The organism is Aliirhizobium sp. YIM B11859 (genome assembly GCF_057163345.1).
The window spans coordinates 996,301-1,017,410 of record NZ_JBXHAY010000002.1 but is presented as its reverse complement, the minus strand read 5'-3'; the positions used below and the strand labels follow the sequence as shown (position 1 = coordinate 1,017,410).

The 21,110-nt window shown below is 60.0% G+C and carries 18 protein-coding genes; 9 read left to right on the top strand and 9 right to left on the bottom strand.

Annotation, left to right across the window (positions count from 1 at the left end):
- The first annotated feature begins 1 nt into the window (after position 1).
- The 3 genes from AC2GXZ_RS11130 (at position 2) to pncB (ending at position 4,043) form a co-directional block, all read left to right on the top strand.
- A complete protein-coding gene (locus tag AC2GXZ_RS11130) occupies positions 2 to 1,630 on the top strand; it encodes an ABC transporter ATP-binding protein (protein ID WP_483759202.1) in 1,629 nt (542 codons plus the stop codon).
- 18 nt (positions 1,631 to 1,648) lie between these two features.
- Entirely contained in the window at positions 1,649 to 2,599 is a 951-nt protein-coding gene (locus AC2GXZ_RS11125; RefSeq protein ID WP_483759201.1) for a 2-hydroxyacid dehydrogenase, read from the top strand.
- A gap of 139 nt (positions 2,600 to 2,738) precedes the next feature.
- Positions 2,739 to 4,043: a nicotinate phosphoribosyltransferase gene (gene pncB / locus AC2GXZ_RS11120; protein ID WP_483759200.1), complete on the top strand. Its 1,305-nt coding sequence runs from the start codon at positions 2,739 to 2,741 to the stop codon at positions 4,041 to 4,043.
- Positions 4,044 to 4,120: 77 nt separating this feature from the next.
- On the opposite strand, the gene AC2GXZ_RS11115 is transcribed toward pncB, so the two are convergent.
- Positions 4,121 to 4,519: a DUF1236 domain-containing protein gene (locus tag AC2GXZ_RS11115; RefSeq protein ID WP_483759199.1), complete on the bottom strand. Its 399-nt coding sequence runs from the start codon at positions 4,517 to 4,519 to the stop codon at positions 4,121 to 4,123.
- Positions 4,520 to 4,828: 309 nt separating this feature from the next.
- Between AC2GXZ_RS11115 and AC2GXZ_RS11110 the strand changes: the two genes are divergently transcribed.
- The 3 genes from AC2GXZ_RS11110 to AC2GXZ_RS11100 all read left to right on the top strand — a co-directional run bounded on the left by AC2GXZ_RS11110 (position 4,829) and on the right by AC2GXZ_RS11100 (position 7,708).
- Positions 4,829 to 5,224 carry a response regulator gene (locus AC2GXZ_RS11110; RefSeq protein ID WP_483759198.1) on the top strand — a complete coding sequence of 132 codons (396 nt, stop codon included), beginning with the start codon at positions 4,829 to 4,831 and terminating at the stop codon, positions 5,222 to 5,224.
- 59 nt (positions 5,225 to 5,283) lie between these two features.
- Positions 5,284 to 6,291, top strand: a complete 1,008-nt coding sequence (locus tag AC2GXZ_RS11105; protein WP_483759197.1) for an NAD-dependent epimerase/dehydratase family protein — start codon at positions 5,284 to 5,286, stop codon at positions 6,289 to 6,291.
- Between the two features lie 205 nt (positions 6,292 to 6,496).
- The gene (locus AC2GXZ_RS11100; protein WP_483759412.1) at positions 6,497 to 7,708 is read left to right on the top strand and encodes a glycosyltransferase family protein; all 1,212 of its coding nucleotides are present in this window, start codon (positions 6,497 to 6,499) and stop codon (positions 7,706 to 7,708) included.
- Positions 7,709 to 7,712: 4 nt separating this feature from the next.
- On the opposite strand, the gene AC2GXZ_RS11095 is transcribed toward AC2GXZ_RS11100, so the two are convergent.
- The 6 genes from AC2GXZ_RS11095 to AC2GXZ_RS11070 form a co-directional block, all read right to left on the bottom strand.
- Entirely contained in the window at positions 7,713 to 8,855 is a 1,143-nt protein-coding gene (locus AC2GXZ_RS11095) for a glycosyltransferase family protein (protein ID WP_483759196.1), read from the bottom strand.
- Positions 8,852 to 10,120, bottom strand: a complete 1,269-nt coding sequence (locus AC2GXZ_RS11090; RefSeq protein ID WP_483759195.1) for a glycosyltransferase family 4 protein — start codon at positions 10,118 to 10,120, stop codon at positions 8,852 to 8,854. Before AC2GXZ_RS11090 ends, AC2GXZ_RS11095 begins: the two co-directional genes overlap by 4 nt.
- A gap of 83 nt (positions 10,121 to 10,203) precedes the next feature.
- Entirely contained in the window at positions 10,204 to 11,379 is a 1,176-nt protein-coding gene (locus AC2GXZ_RS11085) for an ABC transporter permease (protein ID WP_483759194.1), read from the bottom strand.
- Positions 11,376 to 12,374 (bottom strand): ABC transporter permease, encoded by a 999-nt coding sequence (locus AC2GXZ_RS11080; protein WP_483759193.1) that lies wholly within the window; start codon positions 12,372 to 12,374, stop codon positions 11,376 to 11,378. The genes AC2GXZ_RS11085 and AC2GXZ_RS11080 overlap by 4 nt, the downstream gene beginning before the upstream one ends.
- Positions 12,371 to 14,275, bottom strand: coding sequence for an ABC transporter substrate-binding protein (locus AC2GXZ_RS11075; protein WP_483759192.1), 1,905 nt, complete (start codon positions 14,273 to 14,275; stop codon positions 12,371 to 12,373). The genes AC2GXZ_RS11080 and AC2GXZ_RS11075 overlap by 4 nt, the downstream gene beginning before the upstream one ends.
- Positions 14,275 to 16,155 (bottom strand): ABC transporter ATP-binding protein, encoded by a 1,881-nt coding sequence (locus AC2GXZ_RS11070; RefSeq protein WP_483759191.1) that lies wholly within the window; start codon positions 16,153 to 16,155, stop codon positions 14,275 to 14,277. The genes AC2GXZ_RS11075 and AC2GXZ_RS11070 overlap by 1 nt, the downstream gene beginning before the upstream one ends.
- Positions 16,156 to 16,361: 206 nt before the next feature.
- On the opposite strand from AC2GXZ_RS11070, the gene AC2GXZ_RS11065 reads away from it, so the two are divergent.
- Entirely contained in the window at positions 16,362 to 17,324 is a 963-nt protein-coding gene (locus AC2GXZ_RS11065) for a glycosyltransferase (RefSeq protein ID WP_483759190.1), read from the top strand.
- A 13-nt stretch (positions 17,325 to 17,337) separates the two neighbouring features.
- Here the strand turns inward: AC2GXZ_RS11065 and AC2GXZ_RS11060 are convergent, their stop codons facing one another.
- Together AC2GXZ_RS11060 and AC2GXZ_RS11055 are read right to left on the bottom strand one after the other, a co-directional pair.
- Positions 17,338 to 18,078 (bottom strand): polysaccharide deacetylase family protein, encoded by a 741-nt coding sequence (locus AC2GXZ_RS11060; RefSeq protein WP_483759189.1) that lies wholly within the window; start codon positions 18,076 to 18,078, stop codon positions 17,338 to 17,340.
- A 4-nt stretch (positions 18,079 to 18,082) separates the two neighbouring features.
- On the bottom strand, positions 18,083 to 19,162 hold the full coding sequence (locus tag AC2GXZ_RS11055; RefSeq protein ID WP_483759188.1) for a glycosyltransferase family 4 protein: 1,080 nt from the start codon (positions 19,160 to 19,162) through the stop codon (positions 18,083 to 18,085).
- 109 nt (positions 19,163 to 19,271) lie between these two features.
- Between AC2GXZ_RS11055 and AC2GXZ_RS11050 the strand changes: the two genes are divergently transcribed.
- Complete coding sequence (locus AC2GXZ_RS11050; protein WP_483759187.1) at positions 19,272 to 20,612, top strand: nucleotide sugar dehydrogenase; 1,341 nt, start codon at positions 19,272 to 19,274, stop codon at positions 20,610 to 20,612.
- A gap of 13 nt (positions 20,613 to 20,625) precedes the next feature.
- On the top strand, positions 20,626 to 21,108 hold the full coding sequence (locus AC2GXZ_RS11045) for a class I SAM-dependent methyltransferase (protein WP_483759186.1): 483 nt from the start codon (positions 20,626 to 20,628) through the stop codon (positions 21,106 to 21,108).
- The last annotated feature ends 2 nt before the right edge of the window (positions 21,109 to 21,110 follow it).

Sequence of the window (21,110 nt, the reverse complement as noted above, 5' to 3'; positions counted from 1 at the left end):
GATGACAGAAGCACTTCTTTCCGTCCGGGATCTGTCCGTCGCCTTCCATCCGGGGGAGACGGAAACGCTTGCCGTCGATCGCGTCTCCTTCGAAATCAGACCCGGCGAAGTGGTCGCCCTTGTCGGCGAATCGGGCTCCGGCAAGTCGGTCTCGGCCAATTCGATCCTCAAACTTCTACCCTATCCGGCAGCGAGCCATCCCTCGGGAGAAATCATCTTTCAAGGCAAGGATCTGTTGAAAGCGTCGGAGGCCGAACTGCGCCGCGTGCGTGGCAACGACATCACGATGATCTTCCAGGAGCCGATGACTTCGCTCAATCCGCTTCACACGATCGAGAAGCAGGTCGGCGAGATCCTCGAAATGCATCAGGGGATGAGGGGGGCCGCCGCTCGCAATCGCATTCTGGAGCTTTTGAACCAGGTTGGCATCCGCGAACCGGAAAAGCGCCTCTCAGCCTATCCGCACGAACTCTCCGGCGGCCAGCGGCAGCGCGTGATGATCGCCATGGCGCTCGCCAATCGGCCGAAACTGCTGATCGCCGACGAGCCGACCACGGCGCTTGACGTCACGGTGCAGGCGCAGATCCTCGAACTGCTGCGCGATCTGAAGGGTGAGCATGGCATGTCCATGCTGTTCATCACCCACGATCTCGGCATCGTTCGCAAATTCGCCGACCGGGTCTGCGTCATGACCAAGGGCAGGATCGTCGAGGAAGGCACGGTCGCCGAAGTCTTCGAACGCCCGCAGCATCCTTATACAAGGCACCTTCTGTCCTCCGAACCGCGCGGAGAGCCGCCGGTCGCCGATCCCGCTCGCGCCGTGGTGATGGAAGCAAAAGATCTGCGCGTCTGGTTCCCGATCAAAGCCGGCTTCATGCGCAAGGTCGTCGATCATGTGAAAGCGGTCGATGGGGTGGACCTGACGCTGCGCGCCGGTGAGACGCTCGGCATTGTCGGAGAATCCGGTTCCGGCAAGACGACGCTCGGCCTAGCGCTGGCCCGCCTGATCGCGTCGGAAGGCCGGATCGTCTTTATCGGTACGGCCATCAACGGTTATTCCTTCAAACAGATGCTGCCCTATCGAAGTCGCCTTCAGGTGGTCTTCCAGGATCCTTTCGGGTCGCTCAGCCCCCGCATGCCGGTGGGCGAGATCATCGCAGAAGGTCTGCGGGTCCATGAGCGCAATCTGTCCGCCGACGAGCGTGATCAGCGCGTTGCCTGGGCGCTGAAGGAAGTCGGCCTCGATCCTGAAACCCGCTGGCGTTACCCGCACGAATTTTCAGGTGGCCAGCGGCAACGTATCGCCATTGCTCGTGCCATGGTGCTTAAACCCCGTTTCGTCATGCTCGACGAACCGACCTCGGCGCTCGACATGACGGTGCAGGCGCAGGTGGTCGATCTCTTGCGCGACCTTCAAGCCAAGCATGACCTGGCCTATCTGTTCATCAGCCACGACCTGAAAGTGGTAAAGGCGCTCGCCAACCATGTCATCGTCATGCGTATGGGCAAGGTGGTCGAGGAGGGGCCGTCCGAAGCCATCTTCCGCGCGCCGAAAGAAGATTATACCAAGGCGTTGATGGCTGCCGCTTTCGACATCGAAGCCGTCGACAACGGTGCCGTCGGCCAGTGATGGAAATGGGGAATTGCCGTGTCTGAAAAAGTGTCCGTCGTTGTCGACCTGAAATTTGACCGCGAAGAGGTCGATCGCGCGCTTGTCGGCGCATTTGAAGGACGCCAGGTTCTTCTCGCATCCGACAGGTCTGCGGATCTCAGCCAGGCACGTTATGCCTTTCTCTGGAAGCCGGATCTCGACCTGTTCGACCGGGCGCCCAATCTGGAAGTGCTGTTTTCCGGCGGTGCCGGCGTCGATGCCATCCTCGCTGTGCCCGGCCTGCCCGATCTGCCGATCGTCCGCTTCGTCGACGAAAGCCTCACCACCCGCATGAGCGAATGGGTCGTGCTGCAGTGCCTCAGCCATCTGAGGCAGGTTCCTGCCTATCTGCGCCAGCAGGCGGGTCGCACCTGGCGGGAACTGCCACAGCCGGAGGCGAAGCAACTGACGGTCGGCATCATGGGCCTCGGCGTGCTCGGCCAGGATTCGGCCCGCAAGCTGAAGGTGATGGGTTTCGATGTCATCGGGTGGTCGCGAACCGCAAAGTCGATTGACGGCATCGAGACCTTCGATGCCGCCGGCCTCGATGAATTCTTGGGCCGCACCGACATTCTCGTCGGGCTTCTGCCACTGACGGATGATACCCGCGGTATCTTCAATACGTCGCTGTTCGCCAGGCTCAGGCAGGGCGGAGCGCTTGGCAAGCCGGTCTTCATCAATGCCGGGCGCGGCGGAAGCCAAGTCGAGACGGATATTGTCGCAGCCCTTGAAGGCGGCGTGCTGGGCGGCGCCTCTCTTGATGTCTTCGAAGTCGAGCCGCTGCCACCGGCAAGTTCGCTCTGGGGCATGGACAATGTCATCCTCACCGCGCATGCCGCAGCGGCCTCGGACATCCGCACATTGTTCACCAATGCCGAAATCCAGATCGAGCGGTTGGAACGAGGCGAGCCGCTGCAGCATGTGGTCGACAGGCAGCGGGGATACTGAGCCTCGATCCGTACCGCGAGCCGCGAACTCTGTCTGGACTTAATCGATTTTTTTCCCGATAAAGCTGCCGGGAGGTGGGAGAGCCGCCTCTTTAGCGAGTTAGGCCGACCGGTCACAGGCGACCGGGACAGGGGCAGGCATGACCAAGACCGATATCGCGACCAGGGTGTATAATCACAGCTGGAAACTCGATCCGATCATCCGCAGTCTGATCGATACCGATTTTTACAAACTTCTGATGCTGCAGATGATCTGGAAATTATATCCGGATGTCGATGCGACATTTTCGGTTATCAACCGAACCACCAGCGTCAAGCTGGCGGACGAGATCGATGAGGGCGCGCTGCGCGAACAGCTAGACCACGCCCGCACCGTCAGTCTTTCCAAGAAGGAGATGATCTGGCTCGCCGGCAACAGCTTCTACGGCCGCAGCCAGATTTTCGAGCCGGAATTCCTCACCTGGCTGTCCACCTACAAATTGCCGGAATACGAACTTCACAAGCGCGATGGCCAATATGAGCTGAACTTCCACGGCAAGTGGATGGATACGACCATGTGGGAAATCCCGGCGCTGGCGATCATCAACGAGATGCGCTCGCGCTCGGCCATGCGGTCGCTGGGCTATTTCACGCTCGACGTTCTGTATGCCCGCGCCAAGGCCCGGATGTGGGAAAAAGTGGAGCGCCTGCGCACGCTTCCCGGCCTCAAGATCTCCGATTTCGGCACCCGCCGTCGCCACAGCTTCCTCTGGCAGCGCTGGTGCGTCGAGGCACTGAAGGAAGGTATCGGCAGCGGCTTCACCGGCACCAGCAACGTTCTGCTGGCAATGGACAGCGATCTCGAAGCCGTCGGCACCAACGCCCATGAGCTTCCCATGGTCGCCGCAGCACTCGCCAACAGTGATGACGAGCTGCGCAATGCGTCCTACCAGGTGCTGAAGGACTGGAACCGGCTCTATCACGGCAATCTGCTGATCGTCCTGCCGGATGCCTTTGGCACTGCCTCCTTCCTGCGCGACGCGCCGGACTGGGTTGCCGATTGGACGGGTTTCCGTCCCGACAGCGCTCCGCCGATCGAAGGTGGCCAGAAGATCATCGACTGGTGGAAGAAGATGGGCCGCGATCCGAAGGAAAAGCTGCTGATCTTTTCCGATGGTCTCGATGTCGATGCAATCATCGACACCTATCGGCATTTCGAGGGCAAGGTGCGGATGAGCTTCGGTTGGGGCACCAACCTCACCAACGACTTTGCCGGCTGCGCGCCGACGGAGATCGACGGGCTGAAGCCGATCTCCGTTGTCTGCAAGGTTACCGAGGCGAACGGACGCCCCGCCGTCAAGCTTTCCGACAATCCCCAAAAGGCGACCGGCGAGCCCGACGAAGTCCGGCGTTATCTGCGCTTCTTCGGCGAAGAGGATCGCGTCGATCAGGCCCTCGTCGTCTGAGCCTGACTGTATCGATGGGACTGGGCGCATAGAAAAGCCCCGCCTCACGGCGGGGCTTCTTGTTGGCAAGAGCCGCTTTATTGAATGACCTGAACGACGGTGTGGGTCTGTGGGTCGACGATCACGCGCTGGTTGTTGACCACGGTGTAAGCATATTGGCTGTTGCTCGGCACCGGCGTCAGTACCACCGTATCCGGCACAGGCTTGCCGACGACGATCGGCTGCTCGATGGTGACCGCCGTGGTAGGGGCGGGTTGTTGTTCGACATAGGTGACCACTTCGCGCGGCGGCGGATCGATCGCCGTGCCGGCAATGGCACCGACGACGCCACCCACAGCAGCACCGACCGGGCCTCCGACGACAGCGCCGGTAACCGCTCCGCCGGCCGCACCGGTCACCGTACCCTGTTGGGCGCTGGCCTGGCCGGCAAGGGTTGCAGCAAGAATTGCACAGGAAGCAAGAATGATCTTTTTCATGGTTCTTCTCCTTTTTGTCTTCCGGCGAAAGAACCCGCTATGTGTCGAAACAGTTCCTCGTCGGGACTCACCTTTGGTTGTCACTTGAAACAATCGGAGAGCGATGGGATGGGGTTGACCTATGTCCGGCAAACCCTCCGGATAGCCTCTACACCACCCTTCGGACTGCTTTTCGCCGCCGCCCTTTGCAATGAGCGGGCCTGGTCAAAGGCTTAACCACGCAAGGAAAAATGGTCGCGATCGGCATCGCGCCTATTGCCAACGGGTCGAGCAAGGCTATTTGCCGGATCAGAAATGGGAGAAGAGCCCGTGGAATATCGCTTTCTGATTGTCGAAGACAGCCTTCTCGTCGCGATGGACATTGAAGAGGCCGTCCAACGCAGCGGACATGACGTCGTCGGCATAGCGCCTGATATGAAGGTGGCGCTGAATTATACCCGCGACACCGATATCGCCTTTGTCGACGTCCGTCTTGCCGATGGCGAGACCGGGCCGGAAATCGCCCGGGTGCTGGCGGAATACGGTATCGTCGTCATCATGATCACTGGAAATCCGGGCGTGGTCGCCTCCGGCGTCAATGGCGTGGTCGGCGTCATGGCCAAGCCGCTGACCGATCAGGCTTCGATGGATCTCATCCAGTTTGCCGTCGATCGCAAGAACGGAAAGCCCGGCGTGCCGCCGGCGCGCTTGAGGCTTTTTCATTGATGCGTTGCCTAGTCCGGCCTGATTGATTAAGTGATCTTCGTCATCAGGCGGAAGCACATATGCGTTTTTTCATTACCGGTACGGCGGGTTTCATCGGCTTTCATCTGGCCCGCAAGCTCCTGCAGGATGGCCACGAAGTTCTGGGCTTCGACGGCATGACGCCGTATTACAGCCTTCGCCTCAAGGAAGCGCGCAATGCTGGCCTCGCCCAGTTTCCCTCCTTCCGTTTTGTTCAGGGCATGCTGGAAGACAAGCCGCTCCTGAATGAAGCGGTAACGGCCTTCAAACCGGATGTGATCGTTCATCTGGCCGCTCAGGCGGGTGTCCGCTACAGCCTTGAAAATCCCAAGGCCTATCTCGATTCCAACCTGATCGGCTCGTGGAATATTCTCGAAATCGCCCGCGAAATCGGCGTCGGCCACCTGATGCTGGCATCGACCTCCTCGGTTTATGGTGCAAATCCCGGTATTCCGTTCCGTGAGACCGACAAGGCCGATGAACCGCTCACCTTCTATGCGGCGAGCAAGAAGGCGATGGAGGTGATGGCCCACAGCTATGCCCATCTCTACAAGGTGCCGACCACCGCCTTCCGTTTCTTCACCGTTTACGGCCCCTGGGGCCGGCCGGATATGGCGCTATTCAAATTCGTCAAGGCGATGCTCGACGGAGAGGAAATTGAGATCTACGGCGAAGGCAGGATGAGCCGTGACTTCACCTATATCGATGATCTCGTCGAATCCATCATCGACCTGTCGGAAGTGCCGCCGGCGGAAGCAAACCGGGTGGCGGATGTCGACACGCTCTCTGCCCAAGGCCCCTTCCGCATCGTCAATGTCGGTGGTGGCCAGCCGGTCGGATTGCTCGATTTTGTCGAGGTCATCGAGAAGGCGATGGGCAGCAAGGCGAAACGCAAGATGCTGCCGATGCAGAAGGGCGATGTTCCGCGCACCTTCGCCAGCCCCGATCTGCTTCTGGCAATTACTGGCCGCAAACCCGAAATCGGCCTTGAAGAAGGCGTCGGCGCTTTCGTCCGCTGGTATCTGGACCATCGCTCCGAAATCGAGTGACGAAAAGCTGCCGATTGGTAAAGCCGCTTCACGTCTCGCGGAGCCGGCTTGCGAATTTCGTCACGCACCCCAGATGAGCACGACTGAAACGTACAAGACCGCAGGTCGCGGTCATTTCAGTGAAACATAGTGCGGCTTGGATTCATTTTTGAAAGACTCTATGTTGCCGGGAAAGGCGGATCACATGGTATCGAAGGTCAAGGGCATGTCAGAGGGTCTTAGAGATGCTCGTATCCTCATGTACAGCCACGATACTTTCGGGCTCGGTCACATCCGCCGCTGCATGACGATCGCCAATCACCTGGTTGAAACCTTCCAGGGTGCGCATGTGCTGATCATATCCGGCGCCACGATTGCCGGGGCCTTCGATTACCGGTCGCGTGTGGACTACGTGAAGATCCCGAGCGTCATCAAGCTGCGCAATGGCGACTACACGTCGATGGACGAGCACATCAATCTGGAAGAGACGCTGGAAATGCGCCAGGCGATCATTCGCCAGACGGCCGAAAGCTTCCAGCCGGATATCTTCATCGTCGATAAGGAACCGCTGGGCCTGCGCCGCGAGGTGGAAGACACGCTCGTCTACCTGAAGAGCCGCGGCACACTGCTCGTGCTTGGCCTGCGGGATGTCATGGATGCGCCGCATCTGCTCGACGCCGAGTGGCGCCGCAACGACGTCATGGCCAAGATCGATCAGCTCTATGACAATGTCTGGGTCTACGGCCCGCCGGATTTCCACGATCCGCTGACCGGGCTTGATGTTCCCGCCTCGCTTCGCCGCAAGATGACCTTTGTCGGTTTCCTGCAGCGTAAGGCCTGGACCCAGCGGAACAAGGACGTACCGAAGACACGTGGCGATTACCTGTTGGTGACCACCGGCGGCGGCGGCGACGGTTACGAGCTCGTCCGCGATGTCATCAATGCCTATCAATCCGATCCGACATCGACGGAAAGAGCGCTGATCGTGCTTGGTCCCTATATGCCCGGCGAGCAGCGCAATGAACTGAAGCAGTCGGCGCAGCAGCATGCCTGTCTTGAGGTGATCGAATTCGATAACCGCATGGAAGATCTGATCTCCAATGCCAGGGCGATCGTCGCCATGGGCGGCTACAACACCTATTGCGAGATACTCTCCTTCGACAAGCCGGCTTTGATCATCCCGCGGATGGTACCACGTCAGGAACAGCTGATCCGCGCCACGCGGGCAACCGAGCTCGGCCTCGTTGCCATGCTGCATCCCGATCAGTCCACCGATGGTCCGACGCTTTCGGCGGCGATCAAGTCGCTTCTGGTCCGCCAGCCGCCATCGGTGACGGCGCCGCACTACCGGCTTGAGGGCCTGCCAAATCTTTCAGCCATCGTTCGCGAATGGCTTGCAGGGCAAAAGCCGGACTATCTATCCGTCGTCGAGAACTGAGACCTCAGCGGCCTTTGCCAAGTGCCGCGCGCAACAGCCGCGCCGTTTCCTGCGCGCCATCCATGTTGAGGTCGATCGAGCCCGAGCGTGGCTGAGCAAGGATCTTTTCGATCCCGGCCGCGACGGCTTGCGCGGTGATTGTCGTTTCCTCGATCATCTCCGCAAGCCCCAGAGCCTTGAGTTTTTCGGCCCGTGCCGTCTGTTCGGTTTCTCCACCAGTGGCGAAAGGAACCAGCAACGCGCCGCAGCCTGCTCTCAGCACGTCACAGACGGTGTTGTAGCCAGCCTGCGAGATCGAAACCTCGGCGCTGCCGAGCAATTGCCGAAAATCGCTGCGGAACCGGAAGACATCCATCCCGGCGCCTCCTTTGGCCGACAGACTGTCGAAGCTTGCCTGATCAAGATTGGGCCCTGTAATGACGCACCAGCGGTCGGGAGAAGCCATCAGGTCTCGCGCAGCAACCGCTGCATCGAGCAGCTTGTGACCGACTGCGCCACCGCCCGCCGAGACGATCACCTTGTATCGCTCGGGCGATGGAACAGGCGCTGCCGGTGCAACGAGGCCCGTATAGAGCATCTTGTCGGCGATCTCGCCGGCCAGCGGAAACGTGTCCTCGATCCGTGTGAGGCTCTGGTCGCCATGCACCAGAACACGGTGAAAGTGCTCTTTCAGCAGAGCCACCGTTTCCTCGTCGCGCCCCGCCTTTTTGTTGACCTGCAGAATGTCGCGGATCGAGGTGAAAAGCAGCGGCTTTGGCTGCATCGCCTTCACTGCGTCGAGAAGTGGCAGAAGCTCGAAACGCATCTGCCGGCGCCCGAAGGGGAAAGCTTCGGTGATGACGATAGCGGGCCGGGTCTCTGCCAGAAGCGCAAGCAATTGCCGGGTGCGTTGTCTCTCGCCGTCGTCATCCAGCGGTGTGCCGCCGACATCCTGCAGTCCCGAAAAGCCTTCGCGCGACGTCACCTCGGGCATCAGCCGGACATGTTTGATACCGGGGCCGGGGAAACCCGGCACAGGCAGTCCACCGGTTACCATGGTCACGTCGAAACCGTCTTCCACAAGGGCCGAGGCGACGAGGCTTGCACGGGCGATATGGCCGATTCCGAGCAGATGCTGGACGTAGAACAACACGCGTGGCGATGTCATGGACGGGGTCCTTCTGTCCTCGCATAGCCTTGATAGGCGTTTGAAAAAAGCCGTTCGAGGTCGTGGATGCTGGTCTTGTGGTCGAAATGTCCGCGGACCTTTGCCTCGGCACTGCTAGCCATTCGGTCGCGTTCCGATGGGTTTCGGATCGCTGTCTCAAGCGCCGCAGCCAGTGCCGCAGGGCTTTCCGGCTCCACCAGCAGCCCGTTTTCGCCGTCGACGAACAGTTCCGGAATACCCGAAATCGTTGTGGAAATGCACAGAACCCGCTGGCTGGCGGCTTCGACCAGAACATTCGGCAGGCCGTCGCGATCGCCGTCCTTGCCGATCCGGCAGGGCAGGGCGAAGATATCGGCTTCACCATATCGTAACAGCACGTCCTTCTGCGCCATGGCACCGTGCCAGTGCACCCGGTTGGAAAGTCCCAGTTCCTCCGCCAGCGGCTTTAGCGTTGCAAGTTCATCGCCGCCACCGACATGGTCGAGCCGAAAGTGCAGGTCGGGAGGTAGCAGCGCCAGCGCCCGCAGAAGGATGTCGAAACCCTTCTTCGGCACGGCTCGCCCGACCGCCAGAATGGCAATCGGGTCTGCCGCATTCGAACCGTCCCGTATGGCCATGCCCCGGTCAGGCGTCGGAAACCGGCTGAGGTCGAGACCGTGATAGCTCAGATGTACTTTGCGAGCGTCCTCCGAAAGTGAACGCAGATGCTCCGCACCGCCGCGCGTACAGGTCACCGTCCAGTCCGCATCGGTCAGCTTCTCAGAAAGCTCCCAGGAAGGGCTTGTCCAGATGTCCTTGGCATGGGCCGAAACCGTGTAGGGAATACCGAGCAGTTTCGCCGCATATCGCCCGACCGAGGCCGGTGTGTGGATGAAATGCACATGCAGCCATTCCGCCTCCTGAGGCCATTCCCGCGCCAGAACCAGCGCCTGCCCGAAGCGGCGCAAACGGTTGCGGCTGATGTCCCGGCAAAGGTCCTTGAAAAACGCCTTGGCTGTGTTCCGGAAAGAGGGTTTGCCGATCCAGTGAAACAGCGCCCTGGCGACCCTGACCGGCTCGTCGTGAAGATATTCCGGCAGGTAATGGACCGGTGCCTCGATCTCGTCATGCACCGGGTGCCGTTTCGTGTCGGTCGGCCGGCGCATCGACATCAGTTCCAGCTTGAAGCCGGCAAGTTCAAGGCCGCGCAACTCCTGTGCGATGAAGGTCTCCGACAGGCGCGGATAACCTTTCAACAGCACGACCATCTTTTTCGGTATGTTCAAAGTCTATCCTATGCGGTCTGGCCGGCCGTCTGGCGAAACGGCCGACGCCAAACCACTATCCCCCGAACCTTCACCACGCAAGATCAGTGATACGGGTCAGCCGCGTCGCGCAGGCCGTCACCAAAAAAGTTGAAGGCGAGGATGATGAGGATGACCGGGATCACCGGGATCAGCAGCCACGGATAGAGCGCCACGACATTCACCGTCCGCGCTTCCGTTAAAAGCACGCCCCAGCTGGTCACCGGTGGCCTGAGGCCGAGGCCAAGGAAGCTGAGCGTCGTCTCGCCGAGGATCATCCCGGGAATGGTCAGCGTCGCGCTGGCGATCAGATGCGACATGAAGCCTGGGACGAGATGTCGTCCGATGATGCGCCAGTGGCTTGCGCCCATCAGCTGCGCCGCCATCACATAGTCTTCCTCCCGAAGCGACAGAAGCTTGGATCGCACCGCTCGCGCGAGCCCGGTCCAATCGAGCAGGCCGAGGATGAAGGTGATGCCGAGATAGATGACGAACGGGCTCCAGTCGACCGGCATCACGGCTGCAAGTGCCAGCCATAGCGGAATGCTCGGGATCGACTGCAGGACCTCGATGATGCGCTGGACGATGAGATCGAATGTGCCGCCCCAATAACCGGCAAGCCCGCCGATCAGGATACCCAGCACAAAACTCGTGGTGATCCCGAGCAGGCCGATGGTGAGCGATATGCGGGCGCCGTAGATGATGCGGGAAAGCACGTCGCGGCCGAGCCGGTCGGTCCCGAGCAGAAATAGCTGACCGCCCTCCGTGGGGCAGATCAGATGGCGGTCCGCGGAGATCACGCCCCAGAACTTGTAGGGATCGCCCTTGCAGAAGAAACGCAGCCGCTCCACCCTGCCAGGATCGTCGGTGTAGACCCGCCGCAGGTTCTCCATGTCGAGCTTCATCGTCTGGCCGTAGACGAACGGGCCGACGAACTTGCCGTCGTTGAACAGATGTATGGACTGCGGCGGCGCGTAGATGTGATCCATGTTGCGCGTATGCAGGTTATAGGGCGCCAGAAACTCCGCGATGACGATCGACAGATAGGCCGCCAGCAGGAATATGCCGGAAAACAGCGCCAGCCGATGGCGCCGAAAGCGCCACCACATCAGCTTGAGCTGCGAGGCCTGCTTCGCGACAGGCGCACCTTCGATCACCCTGTCGAAAGCATAGGGGTCGAAGGGCGTCGGCGAGGCGTAATGCGGCAGCGGCTGGCCGTCCGGCGGCAGTTGCATGCTCATCGCGTCTTGCCTCCATAAAGCCGGATGCGCGGATCGAACAATGCCAGCGCGATATCGGAAATCAGCACGCCGGCCACGGTCAACAGCGCAAGGAACATCAGGAACGAGCCGGCGAGATACATGTCCTGCGTCTGCAGGGCCTTGATCAGCATCGGCCCGGTCGTTTCAAGCGACAGTACGACAGCGGTGATTTCGGCACCCGAAATGATCTGCGGCAGGATCGAGCCGATATCCGAGATGAAGAAGTTGAGTGACATGCGCAACGGATATTTGACCAGCACCTTGAACGGATGCAGGCCTTTTGCCCGCGCCGTCATCACATATTGCTTGCGCAATTCGTCGAGCAGATTGGCGCGCAGCCGCCGCACCATGCCGGCGGTACCCGCGGTGCCGATGATGATCACCGGAATCCAAAGATGTTCGAGGATCGATTTGGCCTTTTCCCAGCTCATCGGCTGGTTCAGGAATTTCTGGTCCATTAGATGGCCGATCGAGGTACCGAACCAGATATTGGCGAAATACATCAGGATCAGCGCCAGTACGAAATTAGGCACGGCAAGACCGATCAGGCCAAGCAGCGTCAGGCCGTAATCGCCCCAGCTATACTGATGGGTGGCCGAATAGATGCCGATCGGAAAGGCAAGCAGCCAGGTAACGATGATGGTCACCACCGAAACGAGGATCGTCAGCCATAGCCTGTCTCCGACCACATCCGACACCGGCAGACGATATTCGAACGAATAGCCGAAATCACCGACCATCATGCCGCCGACCCAGTGGAAATAGCGGATAGGCAGTGGCTTGTCGAAGCCGTACTTCGCCCTCAGTTCCTCGATCTCTTGCATATCGGCACTCTCGCCGATCGCCCGCATCTCCGCCACATAGCTCTCGAAATAGTCCCCCGGAGGCAGATTGATGATGGTGAAGACCAGCATCGAGATCATCACCAGTGTCGGGATCATCACCGCCAGCCGCCAGAAAATGTAGCGGATCATACGTGATCCTCCTCGAACCAGAAGGTGTCGGGCATGTAGACGCCGAGATAGGAGGTCGGATCGTAGCCGAACAGGCCTTTCTCCGGAATATTCCGCAATTTCGACGACCTTACGAGAGGCTGGAGCGCCTGGTTGACGATGCCGATGGTGAAGACCTGATCGGTGAAGATACCCAGCATGGAGTGCCAGATCTGTTCGCGTTGCTGATGCGTGCCCGCGGTCTTCCACTCGTTCATCAGCTTGAGCAGTTCGATCGCCTCCGGCAGGTCCGGCGGATGCCCGTCGCTGCCACCGGAAAGATAATGAAGCCCCCAGACCGGCCATTGCAACTGGTCGTCGAAGGTCGGGGCGAGCTCCTTGGGCGACATGTCCGCGGTCGGGATGCCGTTGTCCAGCCCCATCCAGATGCCCATCACGGTCTCGCCGCCGATCACCCGCTTGCGGAAGATTTCCCGCTGCGACACGCGGGTGAAAATGGCGATGCCGATTTTCGACCAGTGATCTGTGATCAGTTCAAGCACATCGCTTTCGAACGTGCTTTCGCCTGCGCTTTCTATGATGATCTTGGCCGGTCGGCCATCGGGCAGAAGCCGCACGCCTTCCTCGTTCCGCGCGGAAAGTCCGGCCTCGTCGAGAAGCCTGTTGGCCTGCTCCAGATCATGGCTCGCCCAGGCCTGCTCATATTCCGGTTTGAACAGCGGGCTGTCGGGCAGGATCGAATTGCCGGCCTCGTGTGCCAGGCCGAAAAAGACGGCCTTGTTGATCTCTTCGCGATCGATGCCGAGCGACAGCGCCCGCCGGACCCGGACATCCTGGAAAACCTTGCGCCAGACCTCGTCCGTGCAGTTGAGATTGGGGACCAGCGCCACTCGTGAACCCTGTGTGCGCTTCCACAGGTCCACCTTCATCGGAAAGCGCTTCTCTGCCGCCTTCAGAAAGGTGTAGTCCGAGAAATCGACATTGGCGATCTGCAGCTCGCTTTCGCCCGATCCCGCCTTGGCGGCGATCAGATCCGGTGCGCTGACATTCAGAACCATTTTGTCGATATAGGGAAGCTGCAACCCGTTTTCATCGACCCGGTGAAAGAACGGGTTACGTTTGAAGATGAACTGTCCGGCCGGTGGTTCGGTCGTGTTGAACCAGGGGTCAAGCGTCGGCAATGCTGGGTTTTCCGGCCGAACCGTTCTGGACATCCGCTTGTGCAGATCGTCCCAGTCGTCGGCCTTGTATTTTTTCAGGAGCCGGGCGATTTCCTCCGGGCTCTGATATTTGGGATGGAACTGCTTTAGATACGCGGATGGCATGAAGATCAGCAGGGGTGTCGGGCTTGCCAGCTGCGCCACGAAATCCGGATTGGGTTCCTCCCAGGAATAGCGGATGGTCAACTCATCCAGCAATTCGAAACGCGGGCCCCGGCCGTTCACCCTGAGTTCGATCGGAATGCCGCCACGATGAAGATCGCGGTTGTTCATCACGTCTTCCCAGGCATAACGGAAGTCTTCAGTCGTCAGCGACGACCCGTCCGACCATCTGTGGCCCTGGCGCAATTTGAAGGTGAAGACCCGGTCTTCTTCTGCATTGAAGCTGTCGAGAACATCCGCCTGCAGTTCAAGATGCTCGTCGTAGCCAACCAGTCGCGCATAACTGTTGATCGGCATCAGCCGGATGTCGCGCTGGCCGCCGATCAGCATGCGTACCACACCGCCGTGTCGGCCTGCCTTCAGGCCCTTGCCGCCGAGATTGACTACACGTGGGTTGCGCGGCAGTCGATCGGCGATATCGGGTAACTTTCCATCCTTCACCTCGGCATCGAGATAATCCGAACCAGTAAAGGCGGCCCGGGCATTCAATGGCAAAAGCGACCCGGCAATCAGGCCAAGCACGGTCCGGCGTCTGATCATCACCGCAACTCCCTCATGTCCGCCTGGGGCTTGGCAAGCACGAAATGGCCGTCTCCCAGATCGATCTGGGTCAGCCTTTCACCGCCATCGTCCTGGACGAAGGCCGAATGCCAGTTCTGCATCGGCTTTTTCGGAATTTCGAGACTGTCGAGATTGAGTGGCCGGTCGAGATCGGGAATGGGGACGGCGGCGATCAGTCGTTTGGTGTAGGGATGGGCCGGGTTGCGCATGATGACTTCGCACGGCCCGATCTCGACGATCCGCCCGGCATACATCACGGCGACACGGTCCGCCATATAGTTCACCACCGCGAGATTGTGGGAAATGAACAGGTAGGTGAGGCCTAGATCGTGCTTGAGGTCCTTTAGCAGATTGAGGATCTGTGCCTGGATCGACACGTCGAGCGCGGAGACCGGTTCGTCGCAGATCATCAGTTCGGGGCCAAGAGCAAGCGCGCGCGCGATACCGATACGCTGGCGTTGTCCACCGGAGAAACTGTGCGGGTAACGGCTCAGCGCACCGTCATCCAGACCGATCGTCCGCAACAGTCGCCGCACCACCTCAAGCCGTGTGCTGCGCGAGCCGCGACCATGGATCTCCAGGCCCTCGCCGATGATTTCCCTGACCGTCATGCGCGGCGAGAGCGATGAGATCGGGTCCTGGAACACCATTTGGATCCGCTGCCGCAGCATGTCGAGTTCGTCGCCCTTGGCCGAAAGAACGTCGATCGGTCCTTTCTCGCCTTCGTATATGACAGAGCCGCTGTCCGCGCTCAGCCCGCGCATCAGGATCTTGCTGAGCGTGGTCTTGCCGCAGCCGCTTTCGCCGACAAGGCCGAGGCTTTCGCCGCGACGGATGTCGAAGCTCACATCGTCGACTGCGAGCGTGATATTGCTTTCGTGGCTGCCGAGCTTGCGCTTCTTCGCCTTGAATGTCTTGCTGATGTGATTGACGCGCAGGATGGTGGAGCTGCCGCCGATCGTGGGTGTACGCGTTCCCATCAGGCTCGCCGTATCGATGGCGATTTCTCGGAGCGGCTTGAGGCGCTGGTCACGCGCCATCTCGAATGTCGGTATCGCCGCGATCAGCCCCTTCGGGTAGGGATGTACTGGCCGGCGAAAGATATCGTCGACAGTGCCGGCTTCCATCACCTCGCCGCGATAGGCGACGACAACCTCATCTGCGAGGTTGGTGACGATACCGAGATCGTGGGTAATCAGCAGCATTGCCATGTTGAAACGCGACTGCAGGTCCCGCAGAAGCTTGAGAATCTGCGCTTGAATGGTCACGTCCAGCGCCGTGGTCGGCTCATCCGCGATCAGCAGCGCCGGTCGGCAGACAAGTGCCATGGCGATCATCGCACGCTGGCGCATGCCGCCCGACAGTTCGAACGGGTACATGCCGTGCACTTTGGCCGGGTCCTTGAAGCCGACAAGCGACAGCGTATCGGTGATCCGCTCGCGCTGTTCCGCGGGCGATGAAGCATCGTGGATCCTCAAAGCCTCGTCGATCTGGTTGCCGATCGTGTGCAGCGGCGACAACGAGGTCATCGGTTCCTGGAAGATCATGCCGATCCGGTTGCCGCGAATGGCACGGATCTGCCGTCCGTCCTGCGGCAATTTCAACAGGTCTACCGGTCCTTCGGTGGATTTCGGATCGTTGAACATGACCCGACCCTCTATTGAGGCGATCGGGCTCTCGATGCCGACGATCGTGCGGCCGATAACCGATTTTCCGGAGCCGGATTCACCGACCAGAGCTGTCACCTTGCCTGGCTTGATCCGCATGCTGAGGTTATTGACGGCCTGAATTTTGCCGCCGAAAACCGGAAAGCTGACGCTCAGATTTTCAATTCTGAGAAGGTCCGGCGTCAGGGTCATCGGGCAGTATTCCTCGGGCGGGGGCAGTGGTTGCAACTCGCCCTGAATTGACATTTCGGAACGTCTGTTTTTCGCATGACGGCAAAAACGATTTTGTCGGGATGCATATCTTGGCACCTGATCAGGTTGACGCTGGAACAAAATTGAGCGTAGCGCAGAGCAATGATGATAGTCCATGGCCTATAAAGATTGTCGGATCGCTACGGATGAATAACGAACCAGACTACAAAAGGATGCTAGGCGCCGCAAAGAAGCTGATTGACTCGGGCCAGCTGGAAGAAGCACGCGATCTTTTGGCAGGGATCGAGGCCGGAGGGCTCGGTGAAGCTGATGCGACGACCTCACTCGGCTTGCCCAGACGCCTGCAATCGGCGCTCTTGAAACTGGCCAAAACCGAAGGTGATGCGGTCCGCAAGGCCGCCTATCAGTTCCACCTCGTGCCGCCGCCGGAAAAGCTTTTGCCTCATGCCCATTTCTCCGCGGCCGAGCGCGAGACAATGGTTGCGCTGTCGCGTGCCGATGTCCCGCGCTGCATCCATCAGATATGGCTGGGTTCAAAGCCTGTTCCTCCCACCGTCTCGGCCTGGGTCGACCATGCCGCGGCTCATGGTTATCGGCATAGGTTATGGCGCGAGGCAGATCTTGTTCAATCCGGTTATGATCGCAATTCCGCGCTAAGCCACATGCTGGAGGAAGGCGACTTTCCGGGGGCTGTCGATGTCGTCCGCTACATGATCCTGAGAGATCTCGGCGGCATCTATCTTGATTGTGACTGGTATCCGGCGCGCAGCACGAAGACGTTCCATCATCTCCTGCCGCTCATCGGACTGGCTGCATTTGCCGAGGATACGCCGCGCAACACTGGTAGAGGGGGCACGCTGTTTGCCAATTCATTCATCGCGACACCGTCAGGTAATCCCGTCTTCGAAAGACTGTGCAATGTCCTGCCGTCGGTGGTGGCCAACCTTGGTGACGCGCCGGCATGGTGGTCGACCGGACCGCTGATCTTCACGGTTCTTGCCCGGTCCGGACCGGTCAGCCTCGCCGATGCGGGTTTCGTCGCGGGGGCGATGCCGTCCTCAACGTCGCTCAACGATGTCAGGGCCTTCGCCGCCGACTTGGAGGAGCGCGACGATTCCGGCCTGCTGATCGCCTGGAAGCCCTGGTAGGGTACCTTCGTCCTTAAGCGCGCTTCATCAACGATCCGACGGGCATCCACCGGCAAGCCGGATGGCCAGCGGTCAAAGCGACGAAATCGTCGAGGAACGCCCATGCCGCCTCGTCATGCACGAGATGGTGAGTGAGAATGCCAAGGTTTGTCTCCGTCGTGCTGCTTACCCGCAGACGCGTTGCGGCCTCCGCATAGAGCGGATCGAAGGAGCGCCCGCCACGGTTTCCCTTCCAGTCGATAATGTCCACATGGGTGTTCACCATTGGCAACGGAGCATCGTTGCGTTCAGGCCCGAAAACCGACAGCGCATGATAGCCGAGACCTGTCAGGTGGCCGACGAGGGCGGGGGCAATCCGGTTCCATGGCGGTACCAGGAGCGGAATGGCCTGCTCACCGAACATGTCCCTGAGACGGGCCAGCCCGTCTGCAAGGCGGGCAAGCACGGTCTCTTCGCCTCGGTGCAGACCGAGTTCCTGCTTCTTCTCTGATGACGGCGCATAGTTTACATGATCCCAGCCGTGCACGGCGACACTGATCAGCGGCAAGTCGTGGAAAAGGTTCGCAAGTTCCTTAGTTGCATGGGCCGGGATGGCGGCGACCGTCATCGGAGCGTTCCATTTGGCCGAAAGCGCCAGCAAGCGGGAGAGCGGCCCGCTCGGTTCGACCGCGTCGTCGTCGCGAAGCCAGAGACAGGCGGTTCTTCCCCCGCTCACATAGGTGTCGAGCATGTCGACGAATTGGCTTCGGCTCATCCGGTCATCTCACATAGGTATCGAGGATACGATCCAGGTCTGCCGCCGCACCGGCGATCGACCGCTCTTCCGTCGCAAATCGTCTTGCCTGCCGTCCAAGGTGTCTCCTAGACGCATCGTCGTCGAGGAGACGCACGATCGCCCGGGCGAAGGCGGCGTGGTCGTCTGGCGGTGTCAGCAGGCCTGTGCGCTCGTGTTCCACGACCTCTGGCACACCGGCCGTTGCTTCGGCGATAACCGGCAGTCCGGCCGCCTGCGCTTCCAGATAGGCAAGCCCATAGGCTTCTCCATGCCCCGGCCAGACAAAGATCGAAGCCCGCGACAACTGAGCGGCGATCTCCTGCTGCGAAAGCGCGCCAAGCCATTCGATACGTCCGCTGCCGAGCGGCGCAAAAGCTGCTTCGACCTCGTTGCGGCATTCGCCGTCGCCGGCGATGGCCAGCTTCCAGGGACGGTCGGCGATCAGGCTCAGGCTCGCGGCAAGTGCCCTGTAGCTCGAGAGCTTGTCGCCGGCCCGCATCATGGCGACCGTGATCAGCCGCAAAGGCTCAGGCGATGGCGAGAGTTCCAGATAGGGGCCGCTATCGATGAACGGCGCAATCAGCGCAAGCCTGGCATCAGGAACTGCCGTTGCCAGGCCCTCCTGATCGCGGCGGGTGAAGCAAAGATTGACGGCAGCGGCCCCGAGGCTTTGGATCAGCATCTCCTGAGACGTCTTCCATGCGCCGATATTGCGACGGCTCGAATAGGAGGCTTCGGCATTGATCAGCGGAATGTCGAAACGTTTCGATACGGCCGGACCCAGCAGATCAGGCGCCTTGTAATAAGGATGATAGGTGAACCAGAGATCCGCTCCGGTATGGCGGGCGGTGATCTGCTGGATCTCTCGTTGAGCTTGTGCCATCGTCGCCTCAAGCGCCTCATTCATGTCCGCCGAGCGCATGAAGCTGCGCATTTCGGACGCCACGACGACATCATGCCCCAGACGTTCGAAGGCGCCGATCAGCATCCGCGCCATCAGCCGATCGCCCGAAGGAACGGGGTGGCTGGGCGACTTGAGCGGAGAATAGAACAGGATTTTCATAGACCTGGCATCACGCGGAGGGGATCATCTCCCCGTGAACCACTCTTGACACGTCGACGCTTCTCTCACAACTGTCCGCTACTGCCTCACAGCAAGGATTTCTCCCGTCATGACCAATTCATCCACCTCCTCGGCGCTTCACGCCAAGATCAATGCGCGCGCGGCGAGGGCAGGTGTCGTGGGGCTCGGCTATGTTGGCCTGCCGCTGGCCATGGCTTTTGCGAAGGCAGGGTTTTCGGTTACCGGCTTTGATATCGACCCGACCAAGATCGCGTTCATCGATCGGCGTGAAAGCTATATCGAGGCCGTCCCGACCGAGGCCCTTCAGGTTGAATGCGAGGCAGGTCGTTTCTCCGCGACCTGCGACTTCGCCCGCCTCGCCGAGTGCGATATCATAGCAATCTGCGTGCCGACACCGTTGACGGCGCATCGCGATCCCGACCTGTCCTATGTGGCGAAAACCGCAGAGGCGATTGCCGCAACCCTGCGCCAGGGCCAGTTGATCGTGCTGGAGTCGACTACCTATCCCGGAACCACCGACGAAGTGGTCAAGCCGATCCTGGAACGGACGGGTCTGAAATCGGGCAGCGATTTCTTCCTCGGTTATTCGCCCGAACGCGAAGATCCCGGCAATCGTCAATTCCAAACAGCGACCATTCCGAAAGTTGTGGCCGGTGACGGCGAAGCGGCATCCGGCCTGATGCAGGCATTTTACGGCGCGACCGTCTCGACAATCGTGCCCGTCTCGACGACTGCGACCGCCGAAGCCGTAAAGCTGACGGAAAACATCTTTCGCGCCGTCAACATCGCTCTCGTCAACGAACTGAAGCTCGTCTACGACGCCATGGGCATCGACGTCTGGGAAGTCATCGATGCGGCCAAGTCCAAGCCCTTTGGCTATATGCCCTTTTATCCCGGTCCCGGTCTTGGCGGCCACTGTATTCCGATCGACCCTTTCTATCTGACATGGAAGTCGCGCGAATTCGAAACGCCGACCCGGTTCATCGAGCTGGCCGGCGAGATCAATACCGCCATGCCGCACCATGTCGTCAACCGGCTGGCGGAAGCGCTGGATATCCGCAGCGGCAAAGCCCTCAGCCGTTCGAAGGTTCTTCTGATCGGTCTTGCCTACAAGAAAAACGTGCCGGACATCCGCGAAAGTCCGTCGCTTCGGCTGATGGAATTGATCGAACGCCGCGGTGCGTCCGCAGCCTATTTCGACCCCTATGTCGCGGAAATTCCGCCAACCCGCGAATATGCGGATCTCAAGGGCCGGCGTTCTATCGAGTGGAGTGAAGAGGCAATTGGCTCCTACGATGCCGTGGTAATCGCGACCGATCACGACAATGTCGATTATGACATCATAGCGCGGCTCTCGCCGCTGATCGTCGATACCCGCAACGTCTTCGCCCGCAAGGGCATCCCGTCCGACACCATCGTCAAAGCATAGAAACGGAAAAACCATGAGCCGGCTCGACGCATTCATCAATCGCATGTCCGCCCAGCGCGATATCCTCAATCACATTGCGCATGATCTGGGTCTGCCCCCGGAAGGCCCGATACTGGAAGTGGGACTGGGCAACGGACGAACATACAGTCACTTGCGCGAGCTGTTTTCCGATCGCCGTATTGTCGCCTTCGACCGGGCCATGAATGCCCATCGCACCATAGTGCCTGAGGAGAAGGATTTCGTCATGGGCGAGATCAAGGAAACGGGCAGGGAGTTTGCCGCGGGTGACGCGGCCCTCGTTCACGCCGATATCGGCACCGGATATCCGGACAGGGATGCCATCACGCTGACATGGCTTCCGGATACTGTCTCCGATATGCTGAAAACGGGCGGATTTGCCGTCAGTGGCTTACCGCTTGCGCATGCCAAGCTTGAAGAGCTTCCACGTCTGCCGACGGTCGAGGAAGGCCGTTATTTCGTCTATCGGAAGATTTAAAC